The following is a 26565-nucleotide window of genomic DNA, read 5'->3' on the forward strand; positions in this document are numbered from 1 at the left end:
CTTAATTACTTTTTAATCCAAAGAGAAATCGGAGAGGTTTTCTCTTTCGGATTAAAAATTCGTATAAGAAAAAACTAACACCTAATACAACTATAATGTGGGAAATAAACTTCAACCATATTCCCCACTCCATCTCTCTTACCCAATAAGCATACATTAAGGAAATGGGATGATGTACCAAATATATTGGAAGACTAGCTTCAATTAAATAGACTCCTAACTTTCCATCCTTATTTCCAAAAGATTGAAAAATTACGATGAGAAAACTTGTCCATAAAAAGGGTGAAACCACCCATAAAAAAATATGAAAAGTTCTAATCCAAACATTAACATATTGAAAGTTGATCCATAGTGGATCATCAATTTCCAGATCTTTAAAAAGCAAATAAACAAAAATAGCCCATACAAATATGGAAGTCGTTTTCATAAATGAATTGTTATTGGGGAAAAGAATACTTTTCCAATGAAAACAAAACACTCCTGCGATAAAAAAGGAAAACTGAAAAACAAAAGTAAGTTTAAAAATTCCGTAATATGATTCCCCTTTCGAAATTTGTGTATGCCAAAGGACCACAAAAAGAAAGCAAAAACTAACAAGCAATATATATCGATAAATCCCTAATGGGATTTGATTCCAAATTTTAGCTGTAAAAAATGACTTTGGAATTAAACTATAAAGAATACTAAAACAAAACAAATCCACAAGAAACCAAATATGCGAATGTTGAAATTGTTCTTTGGTAAAAAAATAATCTAAAAAGGTCAAAAGATCTAAACTAGGATTTTTAATCAGCTCAGTAAGGTAGTATTGTACGGGAGCAAGAAAAATGAGACCAAAAATGGTAGGTATCAGTACTCGTTTGAACCTTGCTTCCAAATAAAAGGCAGAACCTTTTTTGGTCCAAACCATCGCAGAAAAAAAACCAGAAATCATATAAAACATGGGCATCCGGTAACTATGAATCCAATAACAAAAATAGGATAAAACCTCACTTCTTGTCTCATCTTGGATGGCGTATTTTATATCTGTGGCATAAACAATCGCAGCATGAAACACAATTCCGAGTAAAAGTGCAAAGGATCGTAAATTGTCTAAGTAAACCAATCTTCCCATTCCTCCATCTTTTTCTTGACGAAGGGAAAAAAACAGATTTTTTTAAACCATGACGGAATCTCCCTCCGATTCATTTTTTTCCGATGTGAGCGATGAAGAAATCGCACGGGAAAGAAGGAAAGCAAAAGAACTTAAAAATAGTGCCTGGTGGAAAAACAAACGTTCCTCAGGAATTTGCCATTACTGCGGAAAAAAATTCAAAGTAGATGAATTAACAATGGACCACCTAATTCCCCTTATTCGAGGAGGGAAATCAGTAAAAGCCAATTTAGTTCCTGCCTGTAAAGAGTGTAACTTTAAAAAGAAACATAGTCTTCCTTTTGAGAAGGAGTTCTTTTCCTGATGGATATTAACGATTTAGGATTCCAAGCAGATGATTTCCTACCAAGCAGAGTTACTGAAGAAATCGATCTTGTGGATGAAAGAGGTAACAGTTACCAATGGGAAGTATTTTATTCATTTTCACAAATGGGAAATGATTACCTAGTTTTCCTTCCGGCCACAGAACAAGAATTTCAGTTTGTCAATGTAGAGATGGACGACCCAGATTCTGATGTTCCCGGATATATTGTCATGAGAATTAGCCAAGACGAAACTGGAGAAGAAATCTTAGAAGAAATTCTTGATGAAGATGAATTAGAAGAAATCCGTGAATATGTAGAAGATGAAATTGGGCTCTTAGGTCAATTTCTTAGCCGGGAGGAATGACAAGAGTCTCTCCTTTGCTGACAACTTCCGATTTTTGGTTCGTCCATACAATTTTCATCCTTACTGCTTTTAATCTCTCTACCTTTTCTATTACCTCCACCGAACAAGTGACTGTATCTCCGAAATAAACTGGCCTACGAAACTTTGTTGTCGTTTCTAAAGCAACAGTCCCAAGTCCAGGAAGTTTCATTCCAAGCACAGGCGCCAAAAGAGAAGCAGCAAGACCCCCATGAGCAATCCTCGTTCCAAAACTTGTTGTTTTAGCATATTCTTCGTCTACATGGAGTGGGTTAAAATCTCCACTAATCCCTGCAAATAAATACACATCTGTTTCGGTAATGGTTTTGGTAAAGGAGGCCGAATCTCCGATTTGAATTTCTAAAAAACTTTTACCTTTTTGATACATCTGAATCATCCTTAGGAATCATTTTTTTTGGTGAAAAGGCAAAGTGATAAAACACTCCTTCGTTTGGAGAGGAGGAACATTCAACTTCACGACCATTCATCTGACTACATAATGAGAAAATAACCGATAAGCCGATAGACTCTGCTTTTTTATAATTTAATCCTGGTGGGAAACCAATACCATTGTCTCTGTATTTTAATTCGTAATTGTATTTATCAGTAACAATAAACTCTATTTTAATCAAGGCGTCAGGTTTTCCCTTGGCAAATGCATGTCTAAAACTATTAGTTAACATCTCCGTAATCATAAGTCCCATAGGGATCGCATCGATGATGTTAAACTCCAACTGTTGAATATCTAACTCAATGAGTATATCAGTCCTCATATACATAAGTTTTATATTTTCAACTAGACTTGTGATATAATCTACCGAACTAAGACCTGATAAATTTTTACTACTATATAATTTTTCATGAACGAGAGCTATAGCTTTGATTCTGACTATACTTTGTTCTAAGATATCTGCAGTTTCTGGTGGAGAAGAATATACCTGGAGTTGCAAAAAAGAAATGATCACAGCTAAATTATTTTTAACTCTATGGTGGACTTCAGTGAGTAAGGTTTCGTTCTCACGGAGTGAACGTTCGAGTTTCGACTGATTTTCCATATAACTAGTCATATCGGTAATGACAGCTACGGCTTTGTTGGCACTTCCTTCTCTGGCGGGAATGTAGAGTCTATGTTCTAAGGCCCACTTAATATGGCCATCTTGGGAGCGGACCCTATACAATAATCCAGTATGGTTATCCCGTAATTGGTTCATCCAAATATGAGTCATCCGTTCTCTGTCGGCTTCATGGACTCGTTCCATTAGTAATTCCGGGTGGATCAAAATTTCATTAGTTGGTATATCAAACAGACGCGAAACTTGTTCGCTTAAAAAATCAATTTTCCATGTATCCAAATTGAATACAATAACAGCATCTTCGATACGTTCTAAAATTACTTGAAATAGTTGGTCTGATTCAATTTTCTCGAGCAAAACATGTTTTTGTCTCTTTAGTTCCCGCACCAAAAGTATAAAGATGATCAAAGCAGAGATAGTAACAAATCCCCAACCTTTTACACTTTGAATTTCTCGAATATCCTCGGGTGATTGGAATATTAGTGAAATCGCATAATCCGAAAAATATATCCAAACATAGCCGAATAACAGATATAATAATGCTATTCGGCCAGCTGCTTTCATCGGCTACAAAAGTTCCTGCAAAGATTGGAAACGTTCATGTACAGTTTCTTCAATCGATTTCCCTAATTGGGAATAAAAATTCCACAATTGAGTGAGTTCTGATGGAACATAGTTTGAAAGTCGACTGAAAGACATAAGATATTTCCCAACAAGATAATACGAAAGTAACTTTCGATCTACTAATTTTTCCTCTAAAGAATAGTGTTCTGTAGATTTATGTGTATCCAGTTCCGAAAGAGAAAGGATCACAAAAATTGACAAAACATCTGCAAATGCAAATTCAATCGATTGTTGCTTTTTTCGATTTGGCTCAGAGTCCAAAGCAATGATTATATCAAATAGAACATTTTGTATCTTGTCAGCTAAATTTAACTCTTTTTCCAATTTAACAAATTCTTTTTGAAACTTTTCTTTTCCCGAATATAAGGAAGAAATAATAGATCTTTGGATTTCGCTAGTTCCGCCACCAATGGTTCCTAACTTTACATCCCTGTAAAATCGTTCTACGGAATATTCTTTCATATACCCGTACCCACCAAACAACTGTACAGAGTCCTTAGCAACATCTTCTGCAATTTCAGAAGTAATGAGTTTACCTAAACTACTCTCTAAAGGAGATGGAATACCTCTATCTTTTCGTTCTGCTACCCAATAAATTAATCTCCTAGCTGCTTGAATGTAGACCCAGTTACGAACTAGAATATCACGCATCCCATAAAAACTAGAAATTGGTTTACCAAATTGAACTCTTTCGTTCGCATAACGAAGTCCTTTACGAAAACAAAACTCCATTGCTCCCGCAAGACCAGCAACAAAAACGGTTCTTTCCCATTCTAAAGTCTCTTTACCGATTCTCATAAAACCAGTATTCAAAGGTCCGAGCAGATTTTCTTTAGGAATGACCATATCTTCAAACACGAGTTCGGCGGTCACAGAAGTGTGATGTCCTAGTTTTTTAAGTACTTTACTTACTTTAAACCCAGGAGTGTTACTTTCTACAATGAAAGCAGAAATTCCCATAGGCCCTCTTCCTTTTTCGGAAGTTCGAGCCATTACCACAAACACCTGACCTACAGGACCATTTGTGATGTACATTTTGGTACCATTCAATTTCCATCCACCTTCCACTTCTTCAGCTTTTGTTAAAAGGGAAGCCGCATCTGAACCAGAAGCTGGTTCGGTAAGAGCAAATCCTGCCATCCATTCACCTGTAGCAAGTTTCGGGAGATATTTTGATTTTTGGTCATTTGTTCCTTGAAAAATAATTGGCATAGTTCCAATCACTAAATGGGCAACCCACGAAAGACCCATTCCTCCATCTAACGAACCAGATGCGAACGCATCGGTTGCAATCGAACAAAGTAAACAACTAGCTCCTTCTCCACCATATTCAGATGGAATGGTAAGTCCCGTTAAACCGGCCTTACTAAACTCTTTCCATAATTCGTTTGACCAAATTTCCTTTTCATCTCTTTCTTCTGCGGAGGGGAAAACTTTTTCTTCTGAAAATTGAAAGACAGTATTATAAAAACTTCTTTCCTCTTCATTCAGATAGGGATTCAGTTTTGGGTGTATCATTGGTAAATTCCTTCTATTTGTTTTGTGAATACATCTGAAATGACGTTTCTCTTCATTTTTAAAGTTCGTGTCATTTCCAGATCGGGATCAAAGGGACGAGGTACCAAATAGAAATTATTAGCTGGTATCATCTCAAAACCTTTGAATCCGTTTTCGCGAGATATAATACGTGAAATTTCAGCTCGGTATAATTCCCGAACCTTTGGATGTAAGTTCCATTCCCCTGCTTTTTCTTTAGAGATACCTGGAATTTTAGCCTCTACTGCTTCGAAGTTGGGAACAATCAATGCGGCTAGAGTTTTTTTATCATGCCCTACAACCATGACTTGGTCTATGTATGCAGAAGTTAGAAGTTTGTCTTCGATTGGGATTGGTTCTACGTTTTCACCACCGATCAGGGCAATTGTATCTTTGGATCTACCTGCAAAAATTAATTCATTTCTATGGGAGATATACATAAGATCGCCTGTGTCAAAAAAGCCATCTGGATCAAAGACAACTTGGTTCAGTTCAGGACGTTTATAATAACCTTTCAGGATTTGTTTGGATTTGATCCAAAGGGTTCCTTTGGCACCCGCTTTCGTTACGATTTTTCCAGTTTCATCTTTCAATCGAATTTGGTATCCATTAATCGGAACACCTACGGTTCCTTTGGTGGGTTTAGAGTTTGACCGAATGGAAACTACAGCAGAAGTTTCTGTCATCCCGTAACCTTCTAAAACTTTAAGACCGATGGCAGATAAAAATTCATCCACTACACTTGGCAGCGCGGAGCCGGCAGAGATACAAATCCGAATTTTTCCACCTAATGCTTTATGGATGGCAGAAAAAATTTTAACACTGAGTAACTTAAAGGGAGAGAGTAAAATCAAAACTAACAACCCATAGGTTCTTTTCAAAAGAGAAATCAAAATATTTGGTTTTAAAATTTCGAATTCAAATCCAAAACACATTGCATAATAATGAGCCCATTTAGATCCAACTTTCAAAAAGAAATGGAATAACTTTTCTTTAAACCCACCTTCTTTAGCAACCTTAGAAATGATTCCATTATATACGGATTCCCATATCCGAGGAACGGAAGGAAATATAGTAGGTCGAAAGTCGCGAAGGTCATCCTTTAAGGAAGACATATTCGAAACTAAAAAATCAATCCCTAGAAAAATTCCTGCATATTCAATCGCTCTTTCAAAAGCATGCCAAGGAGGAAGTAAACTCACTGCATTGTCATTTGCATTCATATCTAACCGAGAGATTGTATTTTGAATGGCAGTGATCCAACCTTTTTGGGACAACATTACACCTTTAGGATTCCCAGTTGTACCGGATGTATAAATAAGAGTGGCAAGAGCATCAGGATCAGTTTGACTTATTCGTTTTTCTAAAGTTTGTTTACCTTCCGAATTCCATTTTTCTTTTCCTCTCTCGGCAATAGAAAGGATTGAATTTTCACCTGTGTATAATTCGCCTTGGTCCGTTTCCAATATAAAAATTTGTTTTAAATGTGGGAGTTCACCTAACAAATCATCAATGCGTTTTTTATCTTTTGGTTTTTGAACCACCAAATATTTTGCTTCCGAATGGTTTAGGATATAAAGAATTTCTTCCCGAACAATGTCTGTACCTCGGGGAACTACCACCGCTCCAGATGTAAGGATGGCAAGATCGGTCCTTAACCAATGGACTGTGGCATCACAAAAAAAACCGATTCGGTCCCCGACTTCTACACCTAGATCGATCAAACCCAAAGTCAAGTGGTCGACAAACTGTTTCAAATCTCCAAAACTGATCCCAGGGAATTCAGTAGCCGATTTTCTCTTCCGAAAGGATATTTTGTTTGGGAGAGATTCTGCGACCTGAGTCAATGCTTGGTAGAGGTTTTCGTAGTTGCGAGTCATGGGTTTTGCCTTTTCCTTTGGAATCTTTACAGAAATGTAGATTGGATAAAAAACCACTGTTCGTTTTTTGCAAGTATTTTTGTTCTTTTTGACAAACTTTTCGGAAAGGTAGGGCATAACTATGTTCTTTTGGATACATGACGGGCGCATTTTACCAAATACACCGGCTACTTATACAGATCGGGTGCACAAAATCCATCCCGGGGGAAAAAGCTCCCCGATTTCGGGCGAAAAAGAAGATGGTACGACTCGGTCCACTCCCTCATTTTTGCATCGTACCCCAGGCGAAGTTTACCAGGAATCAGCAAATCAAACCGAAAAAACTGTCTACTTCCTTCATGAAATCATGTCAACACCGGCACATACCCTGCCTTCTTCCGAAACGATATCCAATTGTTTGGATTTTATGTTGGAAAAGGGAATTCGTCACCTCCCCATCGTTAATGATTTGGGAACTTTAGTTGGTTTTGTTTCCGATCGGGATATTCTTGAAAAAAGTAAGTCTTACGAAAGAGACTGGCCCATTTCAGATATAATGACAAAACGTGTGTTAGTTGGTTCTCCAGGTTCTGAGATCAGAGGGGTCACACAAGTTCTTTTGGAAGAAAGAATTGGCTGTATTCCTGTCGTAAATGACGATAATCAACCTATTGGTATGATCACACGTTCCGATTTACTTCGTTTGTTATTAAAGTATCCGAATTTGAATATCATTGCTTAAAGGGGTTATATGTTTTGGGATTTACTCGTCCTTATTTTTTATTTTGTGATCGTTTTTTATTTTGGATTTCACTTTGCCAAAAATAACCAAAAAGAAGAAGACTTTTACCTCGCTAAAAAAGAGATCCATTGGTTCTTTCTTTTATTGTCCCTTGTGGCAACAGAAACCTCAAGTTTAACTTTTTTAAGTATACCTTCCTTATCTTTCAAAGGAGATTATAGATTTTTAGAAATTGCTTTTGGTTATTTGATTGGTAGGACAATTGTTGCTTTGTATCTTTTGCCATCCTACTTTTCAGGAAATACCATTTCGGTTTACGAATATGTTGGTAATCGTTTTGGTAAATCACCTCAAAAAACATTGTCCCTAGTTTTTACTGTTTCCAGACTTCTAGGAGATGGAATCCGCTTGTATGTGAGTTCCTTGCCAATTGCTTTTTTATTAGAAAGGATGGGCCTAAATTTATCTCCAGAAATTTTAGGGATGATTGCTTTAACCACATTAAGTATTGTCACAATCATTTATTCGGTGGTAGGTGGGTTTCGTGCGATCGTTTTTACCGATGTACTCCAATGGTTTATTTATATTTTTGGTGGGATCTTTGCACTAGGCCTACTCATTGATAAATTAGACATTTCTATTTGGGAAGGAATTAAAAACCTTCAAACCTCACATAAACTTAATTTATTTGTTTTGGATTACCTTCCTTCCGGTGACAATAGTTACTTTATCTTATTTGCACTGATTGGTGGTGCCTTTATTTCCATTGGTTCCCACGGCACAGACCTAATGCTTGTTCAACGAGTGATTGCCACAAAAAATTTAGTATCAGGCCAAAAGATACTCATCGGTAGTGGAATTGTAGTCCTAGTGCAATTTATCCTTTTTCTTTGTATAGGATCCCTTCTTTATCTTTTTTATTCAGGCCAATCAATGGCACCTGACAAAGTGTTTAGCCAATTTATTGTGGCGGAGGTCCCTTCTCCAATCCTTGGGATTCTCGTAGCAGCAATCCTTGCCAGTGCCATGTCCACATTGAGTTCCACAATCAACTCTCTCTCTTTGACATGGGCTCGCGATTGGGGAATGGACAGGTGGTTTAGTCCACGCACACTATCTCTTTTTTTTGGTGTCACTCTTTTCGTTTCCAGCTTAGTACCTTATTTTCTCATACAAACCTGGGAAAAAGGAGTTTTGGAAATGGGTTTAACCATATTTTCCTACACACTTGGTCCATCCATTGCCGTTTTCTTTTTAGCCAAAGGAAAAGCCGAGTTACCGGTATCGGGACTCGTATTTTCGGTATTTTTTCTAACCAGTATCCTTGGCACGGTTGCCATAGGTTTAGGTTTTCAAATCTCCTTCACCCTACTCATCCCGATTGGATTTGGAATCCAAATCTTTCTTGTACAAATTTCTAGATTGGTGTTTAAAAAAAATTGACAGGAATCCCGATAGCTGTTCGTCTAAAAAGTAACTATGAAATTATCTGCTAACATTCAGTTGCTCCTCCTCCTCGAACTTTTATAGATCGAGGGAGACAGTGCTGTGTGACAAAGCCCACTCCCAACCGGGAAGTGGGCTTTTTTTATTTTTGGTCCTCCCGGTGGTAGTGGCAGCGGATATGGAGGAACCATGAAACCAAACCAAATTAAAATTCAAGACGTAACCTTACGGGACGGAAACCAAGCATTAAGAAGACCCTGGACCTTAGAAGAAAAAATAGAGGTCTTTGACTTACTTGTCGCATTGAATGTCGATGGAATCGAAGTGGGATTTCCTTCTTCTAATGAAACTGAATTTGTCGCAAGTAAAACCTTAGCCAAACGAGCACCGGTGGGTAAACCTATTGCCGGATTATCTAGAGCCAACGAAACAGAAATCGCTAAAACTTGGGATGCCATTCAATATGCAAACAAACCAAGAATGCATATCGTTTACCCCGTAAGTGAATTTTCGATCCGTCATGTATTAAAAATTTCTGAAAAAGAAGTCATTCAAAAGGTCCAAAAATCAATTACCTTTGCCAGATCCATAGTGGGACCAGATGTAGAAATCCAGTTCTCCGGGGAACATTTTGGTGATGCAATAGAAAACTTTGCTTTTACAAAGGAAGTTTTTCTTTCTGCTATTGAGGCAGGTGCCAATATCATCAACTTACCCAATACCGTCGAACGATACCGACCTATGGTATTTGTGAATATGGTAAAGGAAATGAAAGAGTTTATTGGAAATAGAGCCAAAGTTTCTGTACATACACATAATGATTTGGGAATGGCGACCGCAACATCCGTTGAATGTGTTTATGTGGGGGCCGAACAAATTGAAGTAGCATTGAACGGTTTAGGTGAAAGAGCAGGAAATACAAATCTATACGAAACATGTATCGCCTTACATCAAAATGGTGAGTCCTTAGGAATCAATTTCCAAAGAATTTACCCAACGGCAAAACGTATCTCCGAAATGACTGGCATACCTATTGGAGAAAAAACTCCCATTATTGGGGAAGATATTTTTTCCCATCGATCCGGGATCCATCAAGATGGAGTTGCCAAGACCATCAAACAGTCAAAAGGTGCTTACCGAACTTTTTCCCCTGAATTTGTTGGAAGAAATGACAACGAAACCATTTCCTTTACGAACCAATCAGGCCATAGGGCCATTCAGTTTTTGTTAGAAAACAGAGGAATAGTGGTTCCACAATCGGAAATCCATCGTTTGTTTGAAATTGCTAAAGCCATTTCTTCCCAGGAGAATAACAGAGAGATCACCGAAGCAGAGTTAGTGGATTTAGCGACAAGGTTTGCGGCGACTCTCTGAACAAGAAGTGGTTTTGTCCAGAGAATCTTTCGCGCAATTCTTAACGAATCATTGACAAAACTTTGTCAATCTGCCATAATTTCGTTTGGTTTTTCCGGAGGTATCATGGCAGACACGCTCATCAAACAGGCACGCATTTTTGACGGTAGTACAAATCCATCTTTTGTGGGTGATGTGCGGATTAAAGACGGAAAGGTAACATCCATTTCCAAAACAGAATTAAGTCCAATGCCTGGTGAAACGGTCGTTGATGCAAAAGGTCTTTGGTTGACACCTGGTTTTATTGATTTTCACACTCACTACGATGCAGAAATTGAAATGGCCCCAGATCTCTCTGAATCGGTTCGTCATGGGATTACTACCATTTCTCTTGGTAGTTGTTCTCTCAGTTTAGCCGTTGGTGATCCTGTTGATTTAGCTGACATGTTTAGCCGCGTGGAAGCTATCCCAAGAAAGAATGTTTTATCAATCCTAGAAAGTAAAAAGAATTGGAATTCCGCAGCAGAATATAAAAAACATTTAAACAATATGCCTCTCGGCCCGAATGTAACTTCGTTCGCAGGCCACTCCGCGATTCGAGCACATGTTATGGGACTCGAACGATCTCTAACCAAAGGGGAAGTTCCCACAAAACAAGAATTAGAGAAAATGAACCAAATTCTTGAAGAAGCTCTAGACCAAGGTTTTATGGGACTTTCTATAAATACATTGGTTTGGGACAAAATGGATGGTTCTAGATTTAGGTCCCGACCTCTACCGTCTACATTTGCCAATTGGAAAGAATACCAATACTTAAACAAAACGTTAAGGAAAAGAGGAAAGATCTTTCAAGGTGTTCCCAATGTTTCTACTAAAATAAACGTTCTGATGTTTTTAAAAGAAGCATTTGGAATATTTCGTAAACCTCTAAAAACAACAATCATCTCTTTAATGGATGTTAAATTTGATCCAGGTTTATATAAACTACTCGGAGTCATTGGTCGTATCACCAATACTATCTTTAAATCAGACTTTAGATTCCAAGCTCTCCCAGAACCTTTTGATTTGTATGCCGATGGAATGGATGTAGTTGTATTTGAAGAATTTGCAGCTGGGGCAAAAGCAAATCACATTGAAGATGAGTTGGAAAGAAAACAACTGATGAAAGATCCAAGTTACCGCTCTTGGTTCAAACGCCAATGGACTAATTGGTTTTTGCCTCGCGTATTCCATAGAAACTTTAGAGAAACAAAAATTGTAGATGCACCAGACAAATCATTAATTGGAAAATCAATTGATGATGTTGCCAAAGAAAAAGGGATTCATTCCGTTACTGCCTTTCTTGATCTTGTGGCAGAACATGGAAACAAAGTTCGATGGTATACGGTAATGGCAAACCATAGAAAGGAACCACTACAAAAAATTATCAATTATCCAGACGTACTCATTGGTTTTTCTGATGCCGGAGCTCATTTACGAGGAATGGCTCATTATAACTTTCCCCTTCGTATGTTAAAGTTAGTCAGAGATGCCGAACAAGAAAACAAACCTTTTATGACTATTGAAAAAGCTGTACACCGTCTAACAGGAGAAATCGGTGATTGGTTTGGTATAGACGCAGGTTACATCAAAGAAGGCAAACGAGCTGATTTGGTTTTAATTGATCCAACCAAACTAGACGACACACTCGCACAAGACGTAGAAGCACCCATGCCTTTTATGGAAGATTTTAAACGTTGGGTTCGACGTAACGACGATACAATTAAAAAAGTATATATCAATGGAAAACTTGCCATCGATAAAGGAAAACCTGTTACCTCTCTTGGCAAAGAAAAAGGTTACGGAAGCTTTTTAGAATCCAAAATCGGTACATAAAATAGTTTAAGGTTAAAGATGGGATCGTTTGGGTGTTTGCTCAGGTGATCCCAAGGAAAAAATGGAAAACAAAAAGTAAAATACTCCCTATTTTTTAATTTTTTACGATGCGTTCTGCGGATGCGATCATTTGTGATTTCATCCGTTCGATAACTTTTCGATCTTTAGTCAACGCATACAATCTAAGTCCACCTAGATAGCTCATATACAATTCATAACTGAGTGATTTAACAAGGTCTGATTTTAAATTGGGGGCAAACTTCAAAATGCAGGTTTCCACTGTTTCCAGTACATGCTGAACTGCTTTATTTCGGTAACTATCAAACTGGCCCAAATGGGAAATTTCACCAGAAAAAAGAGCGATAGGACAATCCTTTCGGGAAGTGTTCCTTTGGTTTCTGACAATAAAATTAACCCATTTTTCAATGAAGTCAGACATATTATTGGCTTTCCCCAAAACCTTTAGCATAACAATTCTTTGTTGTTCGGATAAATAATTTAAGTATTCAAATCCTATATCATCTTTGGATTTAAAATGGTCGTATAAAGTTTTTTTGTAAGCGCCAGCCTTATCTAAAATTTCAGCAATCCCTGTGGCCTGAAATCCTTTTTCACGAAACAAAGCAAAGGAACTTTCTAAAATTTTTTGTTTGGGTTTCAATTTGGAAATTCTCCTTCTGTGATTTGTTTTATTAAAAGAACTTTAATTAGAATCATTTTTATCATATTTAAGAACTACATTTCCAATTTTGTCTTTAATCTCTGCTCGCCAAACCAATTTTCCTTCCTTGATTTGAATCCTAAGGGCACCATAATTTTCTTCTAAAAAAGCAGGTGAGAGTTTAAATTTAGAATCGTATTCTAAGGTAAGAAACGGCAGTGGAAAATTGAGCGAACTTGAGGTAACTTCAATAAACTTTTTTTGGTCCAAAAAGGGATATTCGTATATTTCTGCAATATGCCGATCCCCAGAAAGAATCACAAGTTCGGATGTATTGGCAGAACTTAAAAGCTGAAATAACTTTTCCCTATCCTTCGGGAAGTTTCCCCATTTTTCAAACGGTTGTTCGGTGGGAATGACTTGGATTCCAGATACAAAAACAAGAAAGTCCGATGGTTTTTCTAATTCTTCTGAAAGCCATTTCCACTGCTCTTCTCCAAGTAGAGTGGCATCTGGATCCTCATTGGGACGATAGTGCCTTTTCCCTGTAAAAAGAGACCAAAAGGAAGGTTTTAACTCAGAACGAAAAAATCGAGTGTCAGGGATCACTATATGGATTTTTTTCTTTTTGAATTCGATCCTATAAGAATGAAAAATCCCTTTCCCGTCCTTAGTTCCCAAACGTCGGCCTTTCGGCATAAGAGATCCAACTTGGGAGATAAAAACTTCACGACTCTTTTCTTTATCAACATATTCGCCACCACTATCATTGATTCCATAATCATGGTCATCCCAAGTGGCAAGGATCTGGGAGCTTTTACGAATTTTTTTCCATTGAGGTCTTGATAACTGTTTTTGGTAAGCAGGGATTTTTTCTTTTGCCATTAAAGAATCTGCATAGATATTATCACCTAACAGAAGGATCAAATCAAAGGATTCTTTTTCCCATTGGTTTAAAATTGGGCTTTCTTTGTCTTGGTGCAGACAAGAACCAAATCCAATCCTTAAACTTTCAGATTCTTTTCCGAATATTGGAGTTTGGAGGAGGAATAAACAAAAGAACAAAGAAAAAAACAAATCAAAATAGGAAATTGGTTTCATGAGGTTCACAAAAATAGAGAAAACTTTTGCCTAAATTTTTATGAATTTTTCCCTTCTCGTCAATCGGAAATCGGTTAACGGCGTCCTGGATAAAAAGGATAAATTCGATAAGGATTTCTTGAGTAATATAACATTTCCTCTCTCCCAAAAAAATCGCGTTTGTAATACAAGGGTGAAAACCGGGAGAGCCCACGACTCTGCGAATAACTGGTAAAAAATGCAATGCTTTGGTAGTATTCCTGATTTACTTGTAACTGGTATCCATAACCTGCAATGTACCAGTCCACGGGAAAAGAATCTCCAGCCACTTCGACTTCCGTCTCACGATACAAATCTCTACCCGACCTGCGGTCTCCAATGTCACAAGGTTCCATCCTACTGGGAACCGGCCCTTCCATCAAAACCAAACATTCCGAATTGTATCCATATTTCTCTGCATAAGCAGAAAGTTGGTGTGGCCTGTATTGTGATGTTTTGTAGAAGCCGTTAAAATATGTTTTTTTATCTACCGAAGTACATTCCAGAAACGACCCAAGTAAGATCAAAAGAAAGGTTACCTGAAAAGCACTCCCAAGACTACCTAGAAAAAACATGGAACCACTAAAATATCTCATGGAGACAGTTTAGTCACAAACTAACAAGAATGCGATGGTAGATTCCCGCAATTGCGGAAACTACCTAAAGCAAAAGGAAACTTTCTAAATTTTGTAATCGAAAAGAATCCTTGAACAACATGACTTCATAGTTTTCGAAGGTTGAGACGATAGGCTGTAATATTCGAATTCACGGCCCTACCTTGGCATTGGTAATCGGAAGGGTTTACGAGTCCCGTCGATTGAATACTATAAGTTTTTCCCGATTCCAAGCTGACTTCTTTTGGACCCGAAGCCGAAGAAACAAATAACTCCGTAGCCCCTTCTTTTAGCGACACATGGAAATCAAAACGACTAGAATTACAATTGGCAGAGGTAAGTGTTTGTTTTCCCGATGTGGCAGTCACTTCATAAGTCCCGGTGGTTTGCACAGTCAGGGAACCACTCACAGACTGAACACTACATATCGATAGAGATCCATTCACCTGAAATGCGGTGTTTGCATTTTCATTTGTCAGAAATTGACAACTTGGTGTGGTTAAAATAGAAAGGACAACCGCATCCGAAAGAGCATTTCCTGTGAGTTTTGTGCCAGGGATGAGCCCCTCTTCTTTTTGGTTCGAACAACTCCAGAAAACGAAGGAGAGGATGGGAAAACAAAGTAAATATCTTAACATAGAAAATCCTTATGATTGTTACTGTAGTAGGTATCTATTTCTTTACTTTGGTTTTCTTTTTTAAAAAAATGGGGCGCCTCGCCATCTTTCGTTAGATGCTCCTCCCACCACTCCTTTGCGACCGCGCTTTACGCTACAATCTTTCTTGCAAAAGCAAGAAAGGATTTCCGCTGCAATCGCTGGCGTAGGTCTTTTATTCTGAAAAACCGCATTTTGAATCCATCAAACAACTTAACAAACTTTTAAAACAACCAGAGCGATTGTTACAAACATGAGGAGAGGGACCAAAACAAGTAGAAGTCTCTGCAATCGGTCTGCAAGTCCGGTTGAATTTCTCTTCCCCGGAAACGACAATCATTGTTAGGTAAGATTCAATTTTTAGATTCTGATTAGCTTTGACTCTTGCTATCATTTGAAACGACCGTATTTCATTTCCCGTAGTTTCTAAAGGAATACCAAATATTTCGCCTGTTTCTGCATTCATCTGAATTCCTTTTGGCAAAGGAGGATTCGATATAAATTCTAGAGTCCCCATTGTTTGTAAGACCACTAAAGAATTTTCAGCAAACTGGGGTATAAAAGGTTGGATGCCTACACCCAGTTCATAGAAAAGCGGTAGCACTGAATTACGATAATTGCCGAGACAAGGTATCGAAATTTTACTGTTTGTTTCGTTGTTACCAGATGAAAGGATAAATAAATGAGAACTTGGGCAAAAGACAACAGAAACTATGATTTTTGATTCACTAACTGACGTAAGTTTTATAAATTTAAAAATTTCACCACCAAATAACTGCTCCTTAGTAACAGAATTTAGATTTTTTCCTTCAATGGTAAAACTAGAATCTTCAAAAACAATCTGGGGCGAAATGGATGTCACTTCGAAGGCATCAGAAGATCCTAAATCCGATTCCTCCGCAGTTTTTTTCAAATCTAAAAAGGAAGAATCAAAACTTAAAATTCCAACAAACAAAGATTTGTTGGAATTTTTGTCCTTAGGAGCACAACCTACTAAAAAAAAAGAAACAATGTTGATCAAACCAAGAACCGTTTGAAAAAACAAAAATTTTCTGATTCGCATTCCTGCCGCCTCTACTAGAGAGGTGGGTCAGAAATAATTTGGTTGGTAAAAAAAATTTTTAGTCTTAGCGGATTATTCGCAAGATGCGGTCATAATTCGGCTCGCTACCGAACCTGAAACGGCAACGAACTTATTATCCGCATACACAATCGATTTCCAACCCACTTGTTCTGGTGCGGCTTGTGCTTTCCAGTTGATTCCATCTTGTGAAATCATAATCCGATTTGTTCCCGATTGTGAAAGTGCTACATATATACCTTTTGCATAAGTTACGGAAACCCATTGATTCCCTTCTGTTGCAGTACGAGCCGTCCAAGTAATTCCATCAGGAGATGTCATCACCCGATTGTTTCCATCGTAAGCAACTGCGACATATAGACCGTTTCCATAAGTTACGGAAGTCCATTGATTCCCTTCTGTTGCAGTACGAGCCGTCCAAGTAATTCCATCAGGAGACGTCATCACCCGATTGTTTCCATTGCTAGCGACTGCGACAAATTGACTGTTTGCGTAAACTACCGAAACCCATTGGTTTGCTTCTGGAGGTGTTCTAGAAGTCCAAGTGATTCCATCTGCGGAAGTCATCACAGGGTCGGTATTGCCATAAGCTACAGCGACAAAAATTCCATTACCATAAGCAACAGACTGCCAACTGCGAGGTAATGCTGCAGTTCGCGCTGTCCAATTGACTCCATCGGGGGAGGTGACCACTCGGCTGGTTCCAGCCGCAGATACTCCAACAAAAAGCCCATTTCCATAAGTGATGCCTTGAAACTGATTTGCCTCAGGGAAAGTACGCGCAGTCCATGTGATTCCATCTGGGGAGGTCATTCCAGCTCCAGCAATAGAAATCGCAGCGAAAAGTCCGTTTCCATATGTTACGCCTGTCCAATTATTAGTATTGGGTGATGTTCGAAGGGTCCAATTCAGTGTTTTATTTTGACAACTTAGGTCTTCGGAACTACCGTTTGCCAAAGCTAAAGCCCCGAGGAGTAATAAAGAATTGGAGTCATTTTTCTCCGATTTAGGAATACAACCTATTGTAAAAAAAATATACAAACTGCACAAAAGAACGGAAACATAGAATTTACTCATTTTAGAATACCAAAAATAAAATTTAACACTCATCATTCGAATGGGCGATGCCAGTGTCAAATCGCATTTTACATTTAACAATAATTAGCAAAATGGATCATGAATTTTGGTTATTTTGTAATTTAACAGTGATTTGTATTGAATTTTGCTACAGAAGTTTGCAAAACGCCAAACTCCTGTTCCGTTTTGGTTCGAATCATTCAGACTGAATGAACTTTTTCCACCAACGTTCCATTAGGTTGGGTTCACGAATCTTCACAATTTGCCCAAATTTAGGTGTTAGGAGGTCAATTTTATAAATCTCAGCTTGTTTTTCTAAGGATTCGGCCGGCTCATACCAACTGTGTAAAGACAAATTAAACATCCCCCAGTGGACGGGAACAAGTCGTTTGCCCTTCAAATCCAAATGAGCTTTGGCAGTTTGTTCCGGCAATACATGGACTGCTTCCCACATAGGATTATATTGTCCGTTTTCAATAAAGGTAAGGTCAAAGGGCCCAAACTTTTCCCCTATTTCTTTAAAATGAACGTCATACCCAGAGTCACCGCTAAAATAAAACCTTTCATTTTCCCCAAGGATGGTCCAGGAAGACCATAAAGTTTTATTTCCATTCATCCCTCTCCTCCCCGAAAAATGTTGGGCCGGTGTACAAACAATTTTTAGTTTTCCCAAATCCAAAGTCTGCCACCAATCTAACTCTGTTAGCCGGTCCTCAGAAACTCCCCATTCCTTTAAATGAGAAGTCACACCGAGTGGTGTGATGAACTTAGTATTGGTAACTTTAAAAAATTCAATGGTCTGCATATCCAAATGGTCGTAATGGTCATGAGAAATAATAATATAATCAATCGGTGGTAATTCTTCTAACTTGACTACAGCATCCTGAAACCGTTTTACCATAAAACTAAAAGGTGCGGCCGATTCAGAAAACACCGGATCAAAAAACAGGAGTTTTCCTTCGATATTCACAAGAAAAGTGGAATGTCCAAACCATATAAATTTTATTTTTTCGTCTGGTTTTAAAAACTCAGCGAAGTCAGGTTTTTCTTCTGGTAACTTCCCATCGGGTTTTTGGTGTTTATCCCCACCAAACATAAATTTAAAAAATAGAGAAAAGAAGTTTTGGTTCTCTCGCATTTTCTCTAAAACATCGGGTCTGCGATTTACAAATTGTTCGCGTGTTTGGTCATAATGTGTGGATGTTTTTATTTTTTCAAGGTGGGAACCTTCCGGGTCTTTTCCGAAAGCTTTGCATTGAACAATGGTAAGGGTAAAAAACAATAAAAGATAAAATGATACAATTCGCAAATACTTCTCTCCAGTTTAGAAATCTGAGTTTAGACTCCTCACCCAGATCAAAAAGTTAATTCGATATCTATGATTTTTCGAAAGTTTTTAGTTTTTCTTAGGCCTTAGTTTACTAAATCTCTATTTTTACATTCCAAAATTTGATTGTTTTTTTGCGATTCTTATATCAAGTAGGACAATTCAATAAATATAGGGAATCTAATAATTTCTATGAAACAGCAAATCATTGTTATATCTATTTTACTTACCTCAACTTTTACCTCACTTCTCCCTTGCGAACCGTTTGATCCTGTATTTTTAAAACCAGTTGATACTTCTAGAGAAGATAAAGATTTTTTCTCCTTCAAACAAAAGTTAGAAAAATCAGTAAAAGAAAAGGATGTGAAATTTATTGAATCCATAATTGATCCACAAATTTCCTTTGATTTTTCAGAAGATGGTATGGGTAAAGGAAAGTTTCTAAAATATTGGAAACTAGATAAAAACCCCAAAAATTCCGATTTTTGGAACGTTTTATCGCAAACCATTAACCTTGGTTTTACTTATAAAGACAATATTTGGTCAGCACCGTTTTTATTTAATCTCACACCAGAATCCATTGACTCTTATAGTTTCTCACTCATCACTGGAAACACCGTTAACATCAGAAACAAACCTTCCAAACAAGGTGCCATACTAACGCAACTTAGCTGGGAATTCGTTAAAAATGAATATGATGAAACCAATGCAGAAACAAAGACAAACCCAAACGAACCATGTAATTGGAAAAAAGTTTGTATTTCTGATGGCCAAGTGGGCTATATTTGCGAACAGTATTTACGAAGCCCAATGGACCACCGAGTTGGGTTTTCGAAGAAAAACAAAAATTGGATGATGATTTTTTTTGTTACAGGTGGGGACTAAAAGACCTACACTTCAATAAAAAAGTAAAAAAGAAGGATATGGATCTTTGAAAGCTCATTGGTTAAAAAGAATTAATAAGAAACCATTTCTATTGAAAATGGATTTGTTCCCGCCGTAACTGGAAATCCTGCAAGCGGTGTATGAACTCCATTTTCACCAATAGAAAATCCTGAGATATTTCCTCCTTCTGTGTTGGAAGAATCCAAAGAAAAATTTGGATCCCTGCATTGTTTCCAGGTGCACTGGTAAGTCCAACTTACAAATGTTTACCCTTACTGAGTCTACCTACAGATCCCCCGGAGGGATTGGAAGTTGGCATGGCTGGGGATAAGATTGTTAAGTTTTCATTGAAACCAATGGCCATTCGGTGAATTTCAGGGTTTTGTTCAGAACTTGCCTATAAGTATTTTCCATTCGGATCTAAGGCAAGAGAATACGGTGTCGAAGAAAGGACTAAATCGGGATGTTTTATAGATAAACTTCCAGTTTCTGGATTTAGATTGAGAACAGATACAGACTTATTTCCAATGTTTGGCACATACACGACAGTATCTGTGGAATTGGTCAATGTAATAGGATCACAATGATTCTTCAATCCAGTGGGTCTACATTGAAAAACAAAGATTGGTATAAGGCAAATAAAAAGAAATAGAGGTTATCTATTATTTTTTTAAAGGTGTCGAGATTCTATCTTGGTGCCCTGGATAAACAAACTGAATTTCATGAGTTTCTGCTACTTGTTTTAAAAAATCCAAACTTTTGCGATTCAGTTTCGCATTGGTTGTAAATTTGCCAGGAGTCACTCCCTCTTTCCAACCCCACTGCGTATGACAAGAATCTCCCAGAACCAAATGGCCACCACCTTTTGCTGGGATATAAAAAGCTAAACTTCCCGGTGTATGTCCCGGAACAGATAGTATAAAAAAACTTTGGTCTCCAAAGAAATCGAATACAGCAATTTCGTTTGAATTTTTCCCAAAATCAAATTGTACTAAATTTGGAATTTCACCTAACAAACGATCCGTGGAACCTTGCACAAAAAGATTGATGAATTGTCTACTTGTCACTTCACTAGGCCCCACATAAAAAGGAACAGATCTATCTATTTCGTAAGCCCCAAGAGTGTGATCTAAATGCAAATGCGTGAAAAAAATCCCCTTTACATCTACTTTGTTTTTTTGCAAATATGTTTTGGTAGTTTCATAAACTTTGAGTTTTTCAAAATGCATTTGCGATTCTACGATGGAACTAACAAGGCTTTTGCCATCTTCACCTTTAGGAAAATTTTTTCCCATACCAGAATCTATCATATAAGTTCCAAATTTCGGATGTTTGACGAGATAAAAGTAAATGGATATAGGTTCTAAACGATCCTTTAATCCTATTGCCTTAGGATCATCTAAATCCAGTAAGCCAGCAAGAGAAGCTTCCCAATCTGCCACTTTTACTACTTGGAAAGTGACATACTGTTTGGGAAGAATTAAGTTTGGAAGAGTAGCACTTGTTTTGTCGGAAATATATGGTTTTATTTTATGTGATGTCACTTGGCAAGAGAAAGCCAATGCCAAAACACCGTAGAATAAAAAATCAAATCTTTTAAAAAACATCAATCACCTCCAATGATCTTATCAATGATACCATAATCTAAGGCTTCCTTCGCAGTAAACCAAGTATCACGTTCCGTATCTTCCTTCATTTTTTCAAGTGATTGGCCCGTTGCCCTAGCCATAATTTCATTTAACAAATCTTTTTCTCTTTTGACTGAATCGGCAAATATCCTTATATCTTCGGCTGGCCCTTTAAATTCTCCCATAACATGGGGTTGGTGAATCAGGACTTTACTATGAGGGTATGCAAATCGAAATCCTTTGGTTCCAGAAAGCAGTAAAACAGCACCAAAAGACATAGCCATTCCAAGACAGGTTGTATGCACAGGATTGTGAAGGTGATTCATTACATCTAAAATCGCCAAACCAGCATAAGTTGAACCTCCCGGAGAGTGAATGTAAAGTGTAATAGGTCTTGTTGGATCTAATGCTTCTAGATATAAAAAACGATCAATTAAATATCTTCCGGAATTGTCATTTACCTCACCCCAAAGAAATACTTTTCTTTGTTCGAGATAAACATTTTCGATTTGTCCATTTGAATAAACTTGAGTTGCTTCCAAATCAATCTCCTAAGCCGCTACCATGAAAGTAGAATTAGCTTCCGGCCTAAATGTTTCGCCTATTCCGTTCCTAAGAATTTTTTTAACCCGAATATGTCTTTTTTTAATAAAAGATAATGATTTCCCTTCTGATTTTGAAATTTCGACTAAAGAATAATTTTTGTAATAATAAAGATCTATAAGCTTTTGATCTTCCGGTTCCAACTTTTTGAGATTTTGTGTTATCGTTTCATAACATTCTTTCTCGAGGAAGGAAGTATGTAATTCTTCCGAATTTTGTTCGATCTGGATTGGGTCCACAAAAACCAAATTCTGTGTCTCCTTCTTTCGCAATATACGGTCCACATGTTTGATAAGAACCCTTTTAAGCAAAGTTGGAAATGCTTGCGGAGTGGTTATTTTTTCCAAGTTCTGATACAAATCCCAGAATGATTCCTGGACAACGTCTTGCGAGAGATCCTCATCTTTAAGAATCTTATAGGCGAATTGATTGGCAAATCTAGAAAATCGATTTTGTAAATCAGCCCAAGCACGGAGGTTACCGGATTTTACCTGGTCCAAAAGTTCAATGTAGGATATGTCATTCATACTGATAAAAGTCCCAGTTCCCAGTAATTTAGTTCTAAAAAAATGTATATTCCTAGCAATTTTTTGTCCATATAAAATGGGGTTTTGATTCTCTTTAGGAAACTAGGAAATTTTATATATGGCCACTCTAGTGCAGGATTATGATTTTTTCTTACAAACGCCGATTAGCACTGACTTGGTGCCTCAGGATTAATACCTAAACACCTTTTATTCCTTGTTATATTAAACTAACGAATAAGAAGGATTCCTTGACTTTTAAGGGAAGAATTGATTCTTTTCATTCCAGAATGACCCAGTTTTTAACCTTTGTTCGTTCCTTATTTTTGGCCCCTGCTGGAGTGGAACTCCGCTACCAAAGGTATTATGTAGCAACTAATTCCATTTATGTTTTAGCAGGTCTCATTCACTTTACCTTTATTTTTTTCTTTGGGATAGTCGGTGCCTGGGAAATGGCTTTTTTCAATGTAGGAAGCGTTTTTTGGTTCGCCCTTACCATTTGGATCAATCGCAAAAAATATCTTTTTACATCTTTGTATTTATGTTTTTCTGAAGTGTTTCTGCACGCATTAGCAGCAACGTTCTTTTTTGGTTGGGGTGCAGGTTATCAGTATTACATGATGCTTTTTGCCACCGGAATCTTCTTATTACCGCCGGGAAAAAACTTTTTAAAATTTGGGAGTATTGTCATCGAATGTTTACTCTTTGCATCGACTTATTATTATTCTATGACAAACCCACCTGTTTATGTTTGGAATACCAATTTTCTTGCTCTTATCAATGTATCGAATATTATTTTTTCCACATTATTTCATGCGGGATTTGCTTACTATTTTACTTTAGCAGCTAACATAGCAGAAGATTCCTTGGAGAGAGAAAATAAAGCGCAAACAGCTTTTTTTCAAAATATATCCCATGAACTAAGGACCCCACTTACTTTAATTTCTGGTCTATCAGAATCTGCCCTTCAAAGAGAAGAAGGATTATCGACAACCGAAGTAAAAGTCATTGTAAATCAAGCGCGACGCCTGACACGCTTAGTAAATCAACTTTTAGATCTTCAAAAAATTACTTCAGAAAGATTGGAACTCCGAAAATCCAACCTTCGTTTGGATGAATTTTTGACACAAGTTTCCGATAATTTTACTTCCTACGTAAAACGCAAAAACATTCACTTTGAACTTATATTATGCAAAGATCCAGTATTTGTGGAAGTTGATCCTGAACAATTAGACAAATGTATATTTAATTATTTATCTAACTCAATCAAGTTCACTGAGTCCGGTGGGAAAATTATTTTAGAATTACAAAAAAAAGAAAACGAGGCCATTATTTCTGTACGAGACACAGGAATTGGAATGGCAGAAAACCAAATCCTTAGATTGTTCTCTAGATTTGGGATTAGTGAAGCTTCTCTAACGAGGGAACAAGAAGGAACAGGTTTAGGGCTTGCTTTAGTAAAGGAATTAATTGAATTACATGGTGGCAAGGTTGGAGTGGAGAGTGAACTAGGAAAAGGCTCTATTTTTTATTTCACTCTACCTCTTTCGTTAAATACTTTCCAAGAATCTTTAACAGTTACAAACCATTATCATTTATTCAAACATGAATATATCCCAGAGGAAAAAAATAACACTCCTCTTTCTTTTGATAAAATTTACACTAGAAAAACCACCAAACTTTTAGTAGTCGAAGATAATCCTGATTTACGATCATATTTAGGATCTGTCTTAACTCGCGTGGGATTTCATGTTTTAGTCGCTGCTGATGGCCAAGCTGGACTTGAAACAATTTTCTCCGAAACACCGGACTTAGTCATAACAGATCTAATGATGCCAAAATTAAGTGGTCTCGACTTAATTCGTGAAGTTAGAAAAAAAGACCATCTTCACTCACTACCAATCATCCTACTGACAGCCAAAGCAGATGCAGCCACAAGAAAAGAAGTTCATGGTGAAGGTGCCGACATCTACCTATCCAAACCTTTCTTAGAGTCAGAACTTTTGAGTGTGATTCGCAATGCCTTACGATTAAAAGAAAAAGAATTATATTTAAGGGAAGAACTTTCACGTGGCATTCGTATTCAGAAAAAACTACTACCTGAATTGAACTTTGATAAAGAATTAATTTCAGTGGAATTAGAATTTTTACCAAGTGATGGAATTGCAGGAGATTATTACCTCGTACAATCATTAGGTGAAGGAAAAACATTTTTATTTTTAGCTGATGTTTCTGGTCATGGATTTTCTGCCGGAATGATTTCTGCTATATTACACTTTGTATTACAAATTACGGATACTCCCAAAACGGATCCCAAAGCATGTTTGGAACGATTAAATGCTTATTTATATGGGAACACGGCTGGTTTGTTTGTCACGGCGGTGGCGGCAGTTGTAGACTCAGTTCAAAAGAAATTTACTTGGTCTAAAGCAGGACATGAAGATATTTATTTGGGAACAAATGATGGTTTTTCCTCGTTAGTTGGAAATGGAAAACCATTGGCTATTTTACCACAGTGGGAAGGCAACAATTATGAAGTGGATTATCTGCAAGGGGATAAACTTTTCTTATTTTCTGATGGAATTTTTGATGTTCGTTCCAATGACCAAACCCTATTCCGCGAATTTGGATTTTGGGATTGGGCCAAAGAGAAACAAAATTGGAAAGAAAAATCTTCTTTAAAAAATTTGTTATTAAAAGCAAGGCAACATCAAAACACAGAGAAGTTTGAGGATGATGTTACACTTCTTTCTGTGGAATTTTTGAAATAAATATGGGAATTCCATAAGTCGGAAGATTTCACTCCATCCAAAGGGAATCATCTTTTCATCCGTCTTCGGATCACCAATTTATCTAATTCAGTATTTGCATAAACCAGTGCCTTGTTATAATAGCTATTAGCTTTTTCTGGCTCTAATTCTGCATTCAATTCTCCTAATAGAAAAAAATAATAAGGATTGGTTTTTAGATCCAGACTTTGGAGCTCCTTTAAGGCAAGATCCCTTCCCTTCAGCTTAAATAACGCATAGGCCTTATTTAATAAAAGCAAGGGAGATGGTTCAATTTCCAAAAGTCCTGTATAAAGTTGAAAAATAGACTCCCACTTCTTTTCTGTTTCTTCAGGGCATGTATGCCAATATGCAATTGCTGCCTCCAAATGGTATTTGGAAAATTTTGGTTCTAAATTTGCCTGAAAAAAGAAATACTCTCCCTTTTTTATAAATTCCTGGTTCCAAAGTTTTCGATTCTGATCCTCATAAAGTATGATTTCCCCCTCTCCACTTAACCTTGCTTCAAACCTTGATATATGAAAACAGAGGAGAGAAAGAAGTGCGTTCACTTCACCAGTGTTAGTTTCTTTATTTTCCAATAGAAGTGAACATAGGCGAATCGCCTCGAGGCATAATTCTTTCCTAAGGATACTGTCCTGAGTTTGGGAACAATAACCTTCATTGAAAAGTAAATAGATAGTTCTAAGCACCGAAGAAATCCTTTCCCCTAATTCCAAAGAAGTTGGAAATTCTAATTTAATATTGTTTTCTCTAAGTTTATTTTTTGCTCGGAGTAACCTCTTATTAATTGTCTCTTTATTCGATAGGAAAGCCTTTGCGATCTCATCGATCCCAAATCCACATAAAATTCGGAGAGATAAGCCAATTTGTGACTCTAAAGGAATCGATGGATGGGCCAACGCAAATATCATTCGCAATTGGCTGTCTCTAATATTCTCCTCGGATAGGTCTAATTCTGAATCGAATATAAAACTTTCCTTTTGTAAATAAGGAAGAACCTTGTTTTGCAAAATAGAATCTCGATGAACCAGATTTTTAGCTTTATTTTTAGCGACTACATACAACCAAGCGACTGGGTTCTCTGGAATTCCATTTAATCCCCAGGCTTGTGATGCAGTCAAAAAAGTTTCACTAGTTATATCTTCTGCCATCTCAATCTGTGAAAAACCAAATTTTTTACAAAGAACCGATATGATTTTTGTATATTCAGTTCGAAATAAATGCGGTAATAACTCAGATTGTTTCATAAT

At 37.2% G+C, this 26565-nt stretch carries 26 protein-coding genes; 8 read left to right on the top strand and 18 right to left on the bottom strand.

Features of this window, described 5'->3' with window-relative positions; genetic code table 11:
• Window position 1: 1 nt before the first annotated feature.
• Window positions 2–1114, bottom strand: a complete 1113-nt coding sequence (locus EHQ31_RS06185) for an acyltransferase family protein (protein WP_135570545.1) — start codon at window positions 1112–1114, stop codon at window positions 2–4.
• Between the two features lie 49 nt (window positions 1115–1163).
• Here EHQ31_RS06185 and EHQ31_RS06190 point away from each other — a divergent pair, with 49 nt between their 5' ends.
• Window positions 1164–1457, top strand: coding sequence for an HNH endonuclease (locus EHQ31_RS06190; RefSeq protein ID WP_135570547.1), 294 nt, complete (start codon window positions 1164–1166; stop codon window positions 1455–1457).
• On the top strand, window positions 1457–1822 hold the full coding sequence (locus tag EHQ31_RS06195; protein WP_135570549.1) for a DUF1292 domain-containing protein: 366 nt from the start codon (window positions 1457–1459) through the stop codon (window positions 1820–1822). The genes EHQ31_RS06190 and EHQ31_RS06195 overlap by 1 nt, the downstream gene beginning before the upstream one ends.
• Here EHQ31_RS06195 and EHQ31_RS06200 read toward each other — a convergent pair.
• Genes EHQ31_RS06200 through EHQ31_RS06215 form a run of 4 tightly spaced genes read right to left on the bottom strand, consistent with a single transcriptional unit; the run spans window position 1806 to window position 6953 of the window.
• Window positions 1806–2228, bottom strand: a complete 423-nt coding sequence (locus tag EHQ31_RS06200; RefSeq protein WP_135570551.1) for a MaoC family dehydratase — start codon at window positions 2226–2228, stop codon at window positions 1806–1808. The two genes, EHQ31_RS06195 and EHQ31_RS06200, sit on opposite strands and share 17 nt — an antisense overlap.
• A complete protein-coding gene (locus tag EHQ31_RS06205; protein ID WP_135570553.1) occupies window positions 2212–3477 on the bottom strand; it encodes a sensor histidine kinase in 1266 nt (421 codons plus the stop codon). The genes EHQ31_RS06200 and EHQ31_RS06205 overlap by 17 nt, the downstream gene beginning before the upstream one ends.
• Before the next feature lie 3 nt (window positions 3478–3480).
• Entirely contained in the window at window positions 3481–5055 is a 1575-nt protein-coding gene (locus tag EHQ31_RS06210) for an acyl-CoA dehydrogenase family protein (protein WP_135570555.1), read from the bottom strand.
• On the bottom strand, window positions 5052–6953 hold the full coding sequence (locus EHQ31_RS06215; protein WP_135570557.1) for an AMP-dependent synthetase/ligase: 1902 nt from the start codon (window positions 6951–6953) through the stop codon (window positions 5052–5054). Before EHQ31_RS06215 ends, EHQ31_RS06210 begins: the two co-directional genes overlap by 4 nt.
• Before the next feature lie 121 nt (window positions 6954–7074).
• Between EHQ31_RS06215 and EHQ31_RS06220 the strand changes: the two genes are divergently transcribed.
• From EHQ31_RS06220 to EHQ31_RS06235, 4 genes are all read left to right on the top strand, one after another.
• Window positions 7075–7674, top strand: a complete 600-nt coding sequence (locus EHQ31_RS06220; RefSeq protein ID WP_135570559.1) for a CBS domain-containing protein — start codon at window positions 7075–7077, stop codon at window positions 7672–7674.
• A 9-nt stretch (window positions 7675–7683) separates the two neighbouring features.
• A complete protein-coding gene (locus EHQ31_RS06225; RefSeq protein ID WP_135570561.1) occupies window positions 7684–9117 on the top strand; it encodes a sodium:solute symporter in 1434 nt (477 codons plus the stop codon).
• Between the two features lie 192 nt (window positions 9118–9309).
• Window positions 9310–10494 carry a 2-isopropylmalate synthase LeuA2 gene (leuA2, locus tag EHQ31_RS06230; RefSeq protein ID WP_135570563.1) on the top strand — a complete coding sequence of 395 codons (1185 nt, stop codon included), beginning with the start codon at window positions 9310–9312 and terminating at the stop codon, window positions 10492–10494.
• Window positions 10495–10599: 105 nt separating this feature from the next.
• Window positions 10600–12348: an N-acyl-D-amino-acid deacylase family protein gene (locus EHQ31_RS06235; protein WP_135570565.1), complete on the top strand. Its 1749-nt coding sequence runs from the start codon at window positions 10600–10602 to the stop codon at window positions 12346–12348.
• Between the two features lie 94 nt (window positions 12349–12442).
• Here EHQ31_RS06235 and EHQ31_RS06240 read toward each other — a convergent pair whose 3' ends face one another.
• From EHQ31_RS06240 to EHQ31_RS06270, 7 genes are all read right to left on the bottom strand, one after another.
• On the bottom strand, window positions 12443–13009 hold the full coding sequence (locus EHQ31_RS06240) for a TetR/AcrR family transcriptional regulator (RefSeq protein ID WP_135570567.1): 567 nt from the start codon (window positions 13007–13009) through the stop codon (window positions 12443–12445).
• Window positions 13010–13051: 42 nt separating this feature from the next.
• On the bottom strand, window positions 13052–14110 hold the full coding sequence (locus tag EHQ31_RS06245) for an alkaline phosphatase D family protein (RefSeq protein WP_135570569.1): 1059 nt from the start codon (window positions 14108–14110) through the stop codon (window positions 13052–13054).
• A gap of 74 nt (window positions 14111–14184) precedes the next feature.
• Entirely contained in the window at window positions 14185–14724 is a 540-nt protein-coding gene (locus tag EHQ31_RS06250) for a hypothetical protein (protein WP_208652716.1), read from the bottom strand.
• A 125-nt stretch (window positions 14725–14849) separates the two neighbouring features.
• Window positions 14850–15380: a hypothetical protein gene (locus EHQ31_RS06255; protein WP_135570571.1), complete on the bottom strand. Its 531-nt coding sequence runs from the start codon at window positions 15378–15380 to the stop codon at window positions 14850–14852.
• 193 nt (window positions 15381–15573) lie between these two features.
• Window positions 15574–16461 (bottom strand): hypothetical protein, encoded by an 888-nt coding sequence (locus tag EHQ31_RS06260; RefSeq protein ID WP_135570573.1) that lies wholly within the window; start codon window positions 16459–16461, stop codon window positions 15574–15576.
• A gap of 72 nt (window positions 16462–16533) precedes the next feature.
• The gene (locus EHQ31_RS06265) at window positions 16534–17556 is read right to left on the bottom strand and encodes a hypothetical protein (RefSeq protein ID WP_135570576.1); all 1023 of its coding nucleotides are present in this window, start codon (window positions 17554–17556) and stop codon (window positions 16534–16536) included.
• 196 nt (window positions 17557–17752) lie between these two features.
• Window positions 17753–18865, bottom strand: a complete 1113-nt coding sequence (locus EHQ31_RS06270) for an MBL fold metallo-hydrolase (RefSeq protein WP_135570578.1) — start codon at window positions 18863–18865, stop codon at window positions 17753–17755.
• Between the two features lie 210 nt (window positions 18866–19075).
• On the opposite strand from EHQ31_RS06270, the gene EHQ31_RS06275 reads away from it, so the two are divergent.
• Window positions 19076–19768 carry an SH3 domain-containing protein gene (locus EHQ31_RS06275; protein WP_135570580.1) on the top strand — a complete coding sequence of 231 codons (693 nt, stop codon included), beginning with the start codon at window positions 19076–19078 and terminating at the stop codon, window positions 19766–19768.
• 71 nt (window positions 19769–19839) lie between these two features.
• Here EHQ31_RS06275 and EHQ31_RS19010 read toward each other — a convergent pair whose 3' ends face one another.
• The 5 genes from EHQ31_RS19010 to EHQ31_RS06295 form a co-directional block, all read right to left on the bottom strand.
• The gene (locus tag EHQ31_RS19010) at window positions 19840–19974 is read right to left on the bottom strand and encodes a hypothetical protein (protein WP_261636516.1); all 135 of its coding nucleotides are present in this window, start codon (window positions 19972–19974) and stop codon (window positions 19840–19842) included.
• A 191-nt stretch (window positions 19975–20165) separates the two neighbouring features.
• Window positions 20166–20336: a hypothetical protein gene (locus tag EHQ31_RS18865; protein ID WP_208652717.1), complete on the bottom strand. Its 171-nt coding sequence runs from the start codon at window positions 20334–20336 to the stop codon at window positions 20166–20168.
• 94 nt (window positions 20337–20430) lie between these two features.
• Complete coding sequence (locus EHQ31_RS06285; protein WP_135570582.1) at window positions 20431–21375, bottom strand: MBL fold metallo-hydrolase; 945 nt, start codon at window positions 21373–21375, stop codon at window positions 20431–20433.
• Window positions 21375–21938 (bottom strand): ClpP family protease, encoded by a 564-nt coding sequence (locus tag EHQ31_RS06290; protein ID WP_135570584.1) that lies wholly within the window; start codon window positions 21936–21938, stop codon window positions 21375–21377. Before EHQ31_RS06290 ends, EHQ31_RS06285 begins: the two co-directional genes overlap by 1 nt.
• Window positions 21939–21947: 9 nt before the next feature.
• On the bottom strand, window positions 21948–22526 hold the full coding sequence (locus EHQ31_RS06295) for an RNA polymerase sigma factor (protein ID WP_135570586.1): 579 nt from the start codon (window positions 22524–22526) through the stop codon (window positions 21948–21950).
• A gap of 287 nt (window positions 22527–22813) precedes the next feature.
• Here EHQ31_RS06295 and EHQ31_RS06300 point away from each other — a divergent pair, with 287 nt between their 5' ends.
• Entirely contained in the window at window positions 22814–25294 is a 2481-nt protein-coding gene (locus EHQ31_RS06300) for a SpoIIE family protein phosphatase (RefSeq protein ID WP_135570589.1), read from the top strand.
• A 47-nt stretch (window positions 25295–25341) separates the two neighbouring features.
• Here the strand turns inward: EHQ31_RS06300 and EHQ31_RS06305 are convergent, their stop codons facing one another.
• The gene (locus tag EHQ31_RS06305; RefSeq protein WP_135570591.1) at window positions 25342–26562 is read right to left on the bottom strand and encodes an RNA polymerase sigma factor; all 1221 of its coding nucleotides are present in this window, start codon (window positions 26560–26562) and stop codon (window positions 25342–25344) included.
• Window positions 26563–26565: the final 3 nt, after the last annotated feature.

The organism is Leptospira montravelensis (assembly GCF_004770045.1).
Taxonomy (GTDB): domain Bacteria; phylum Spirochaetota; class Leptospiria; order Leptospirales; family Leptospiraceae; genus Leptospira_A; species Leptospira_A montravelensis.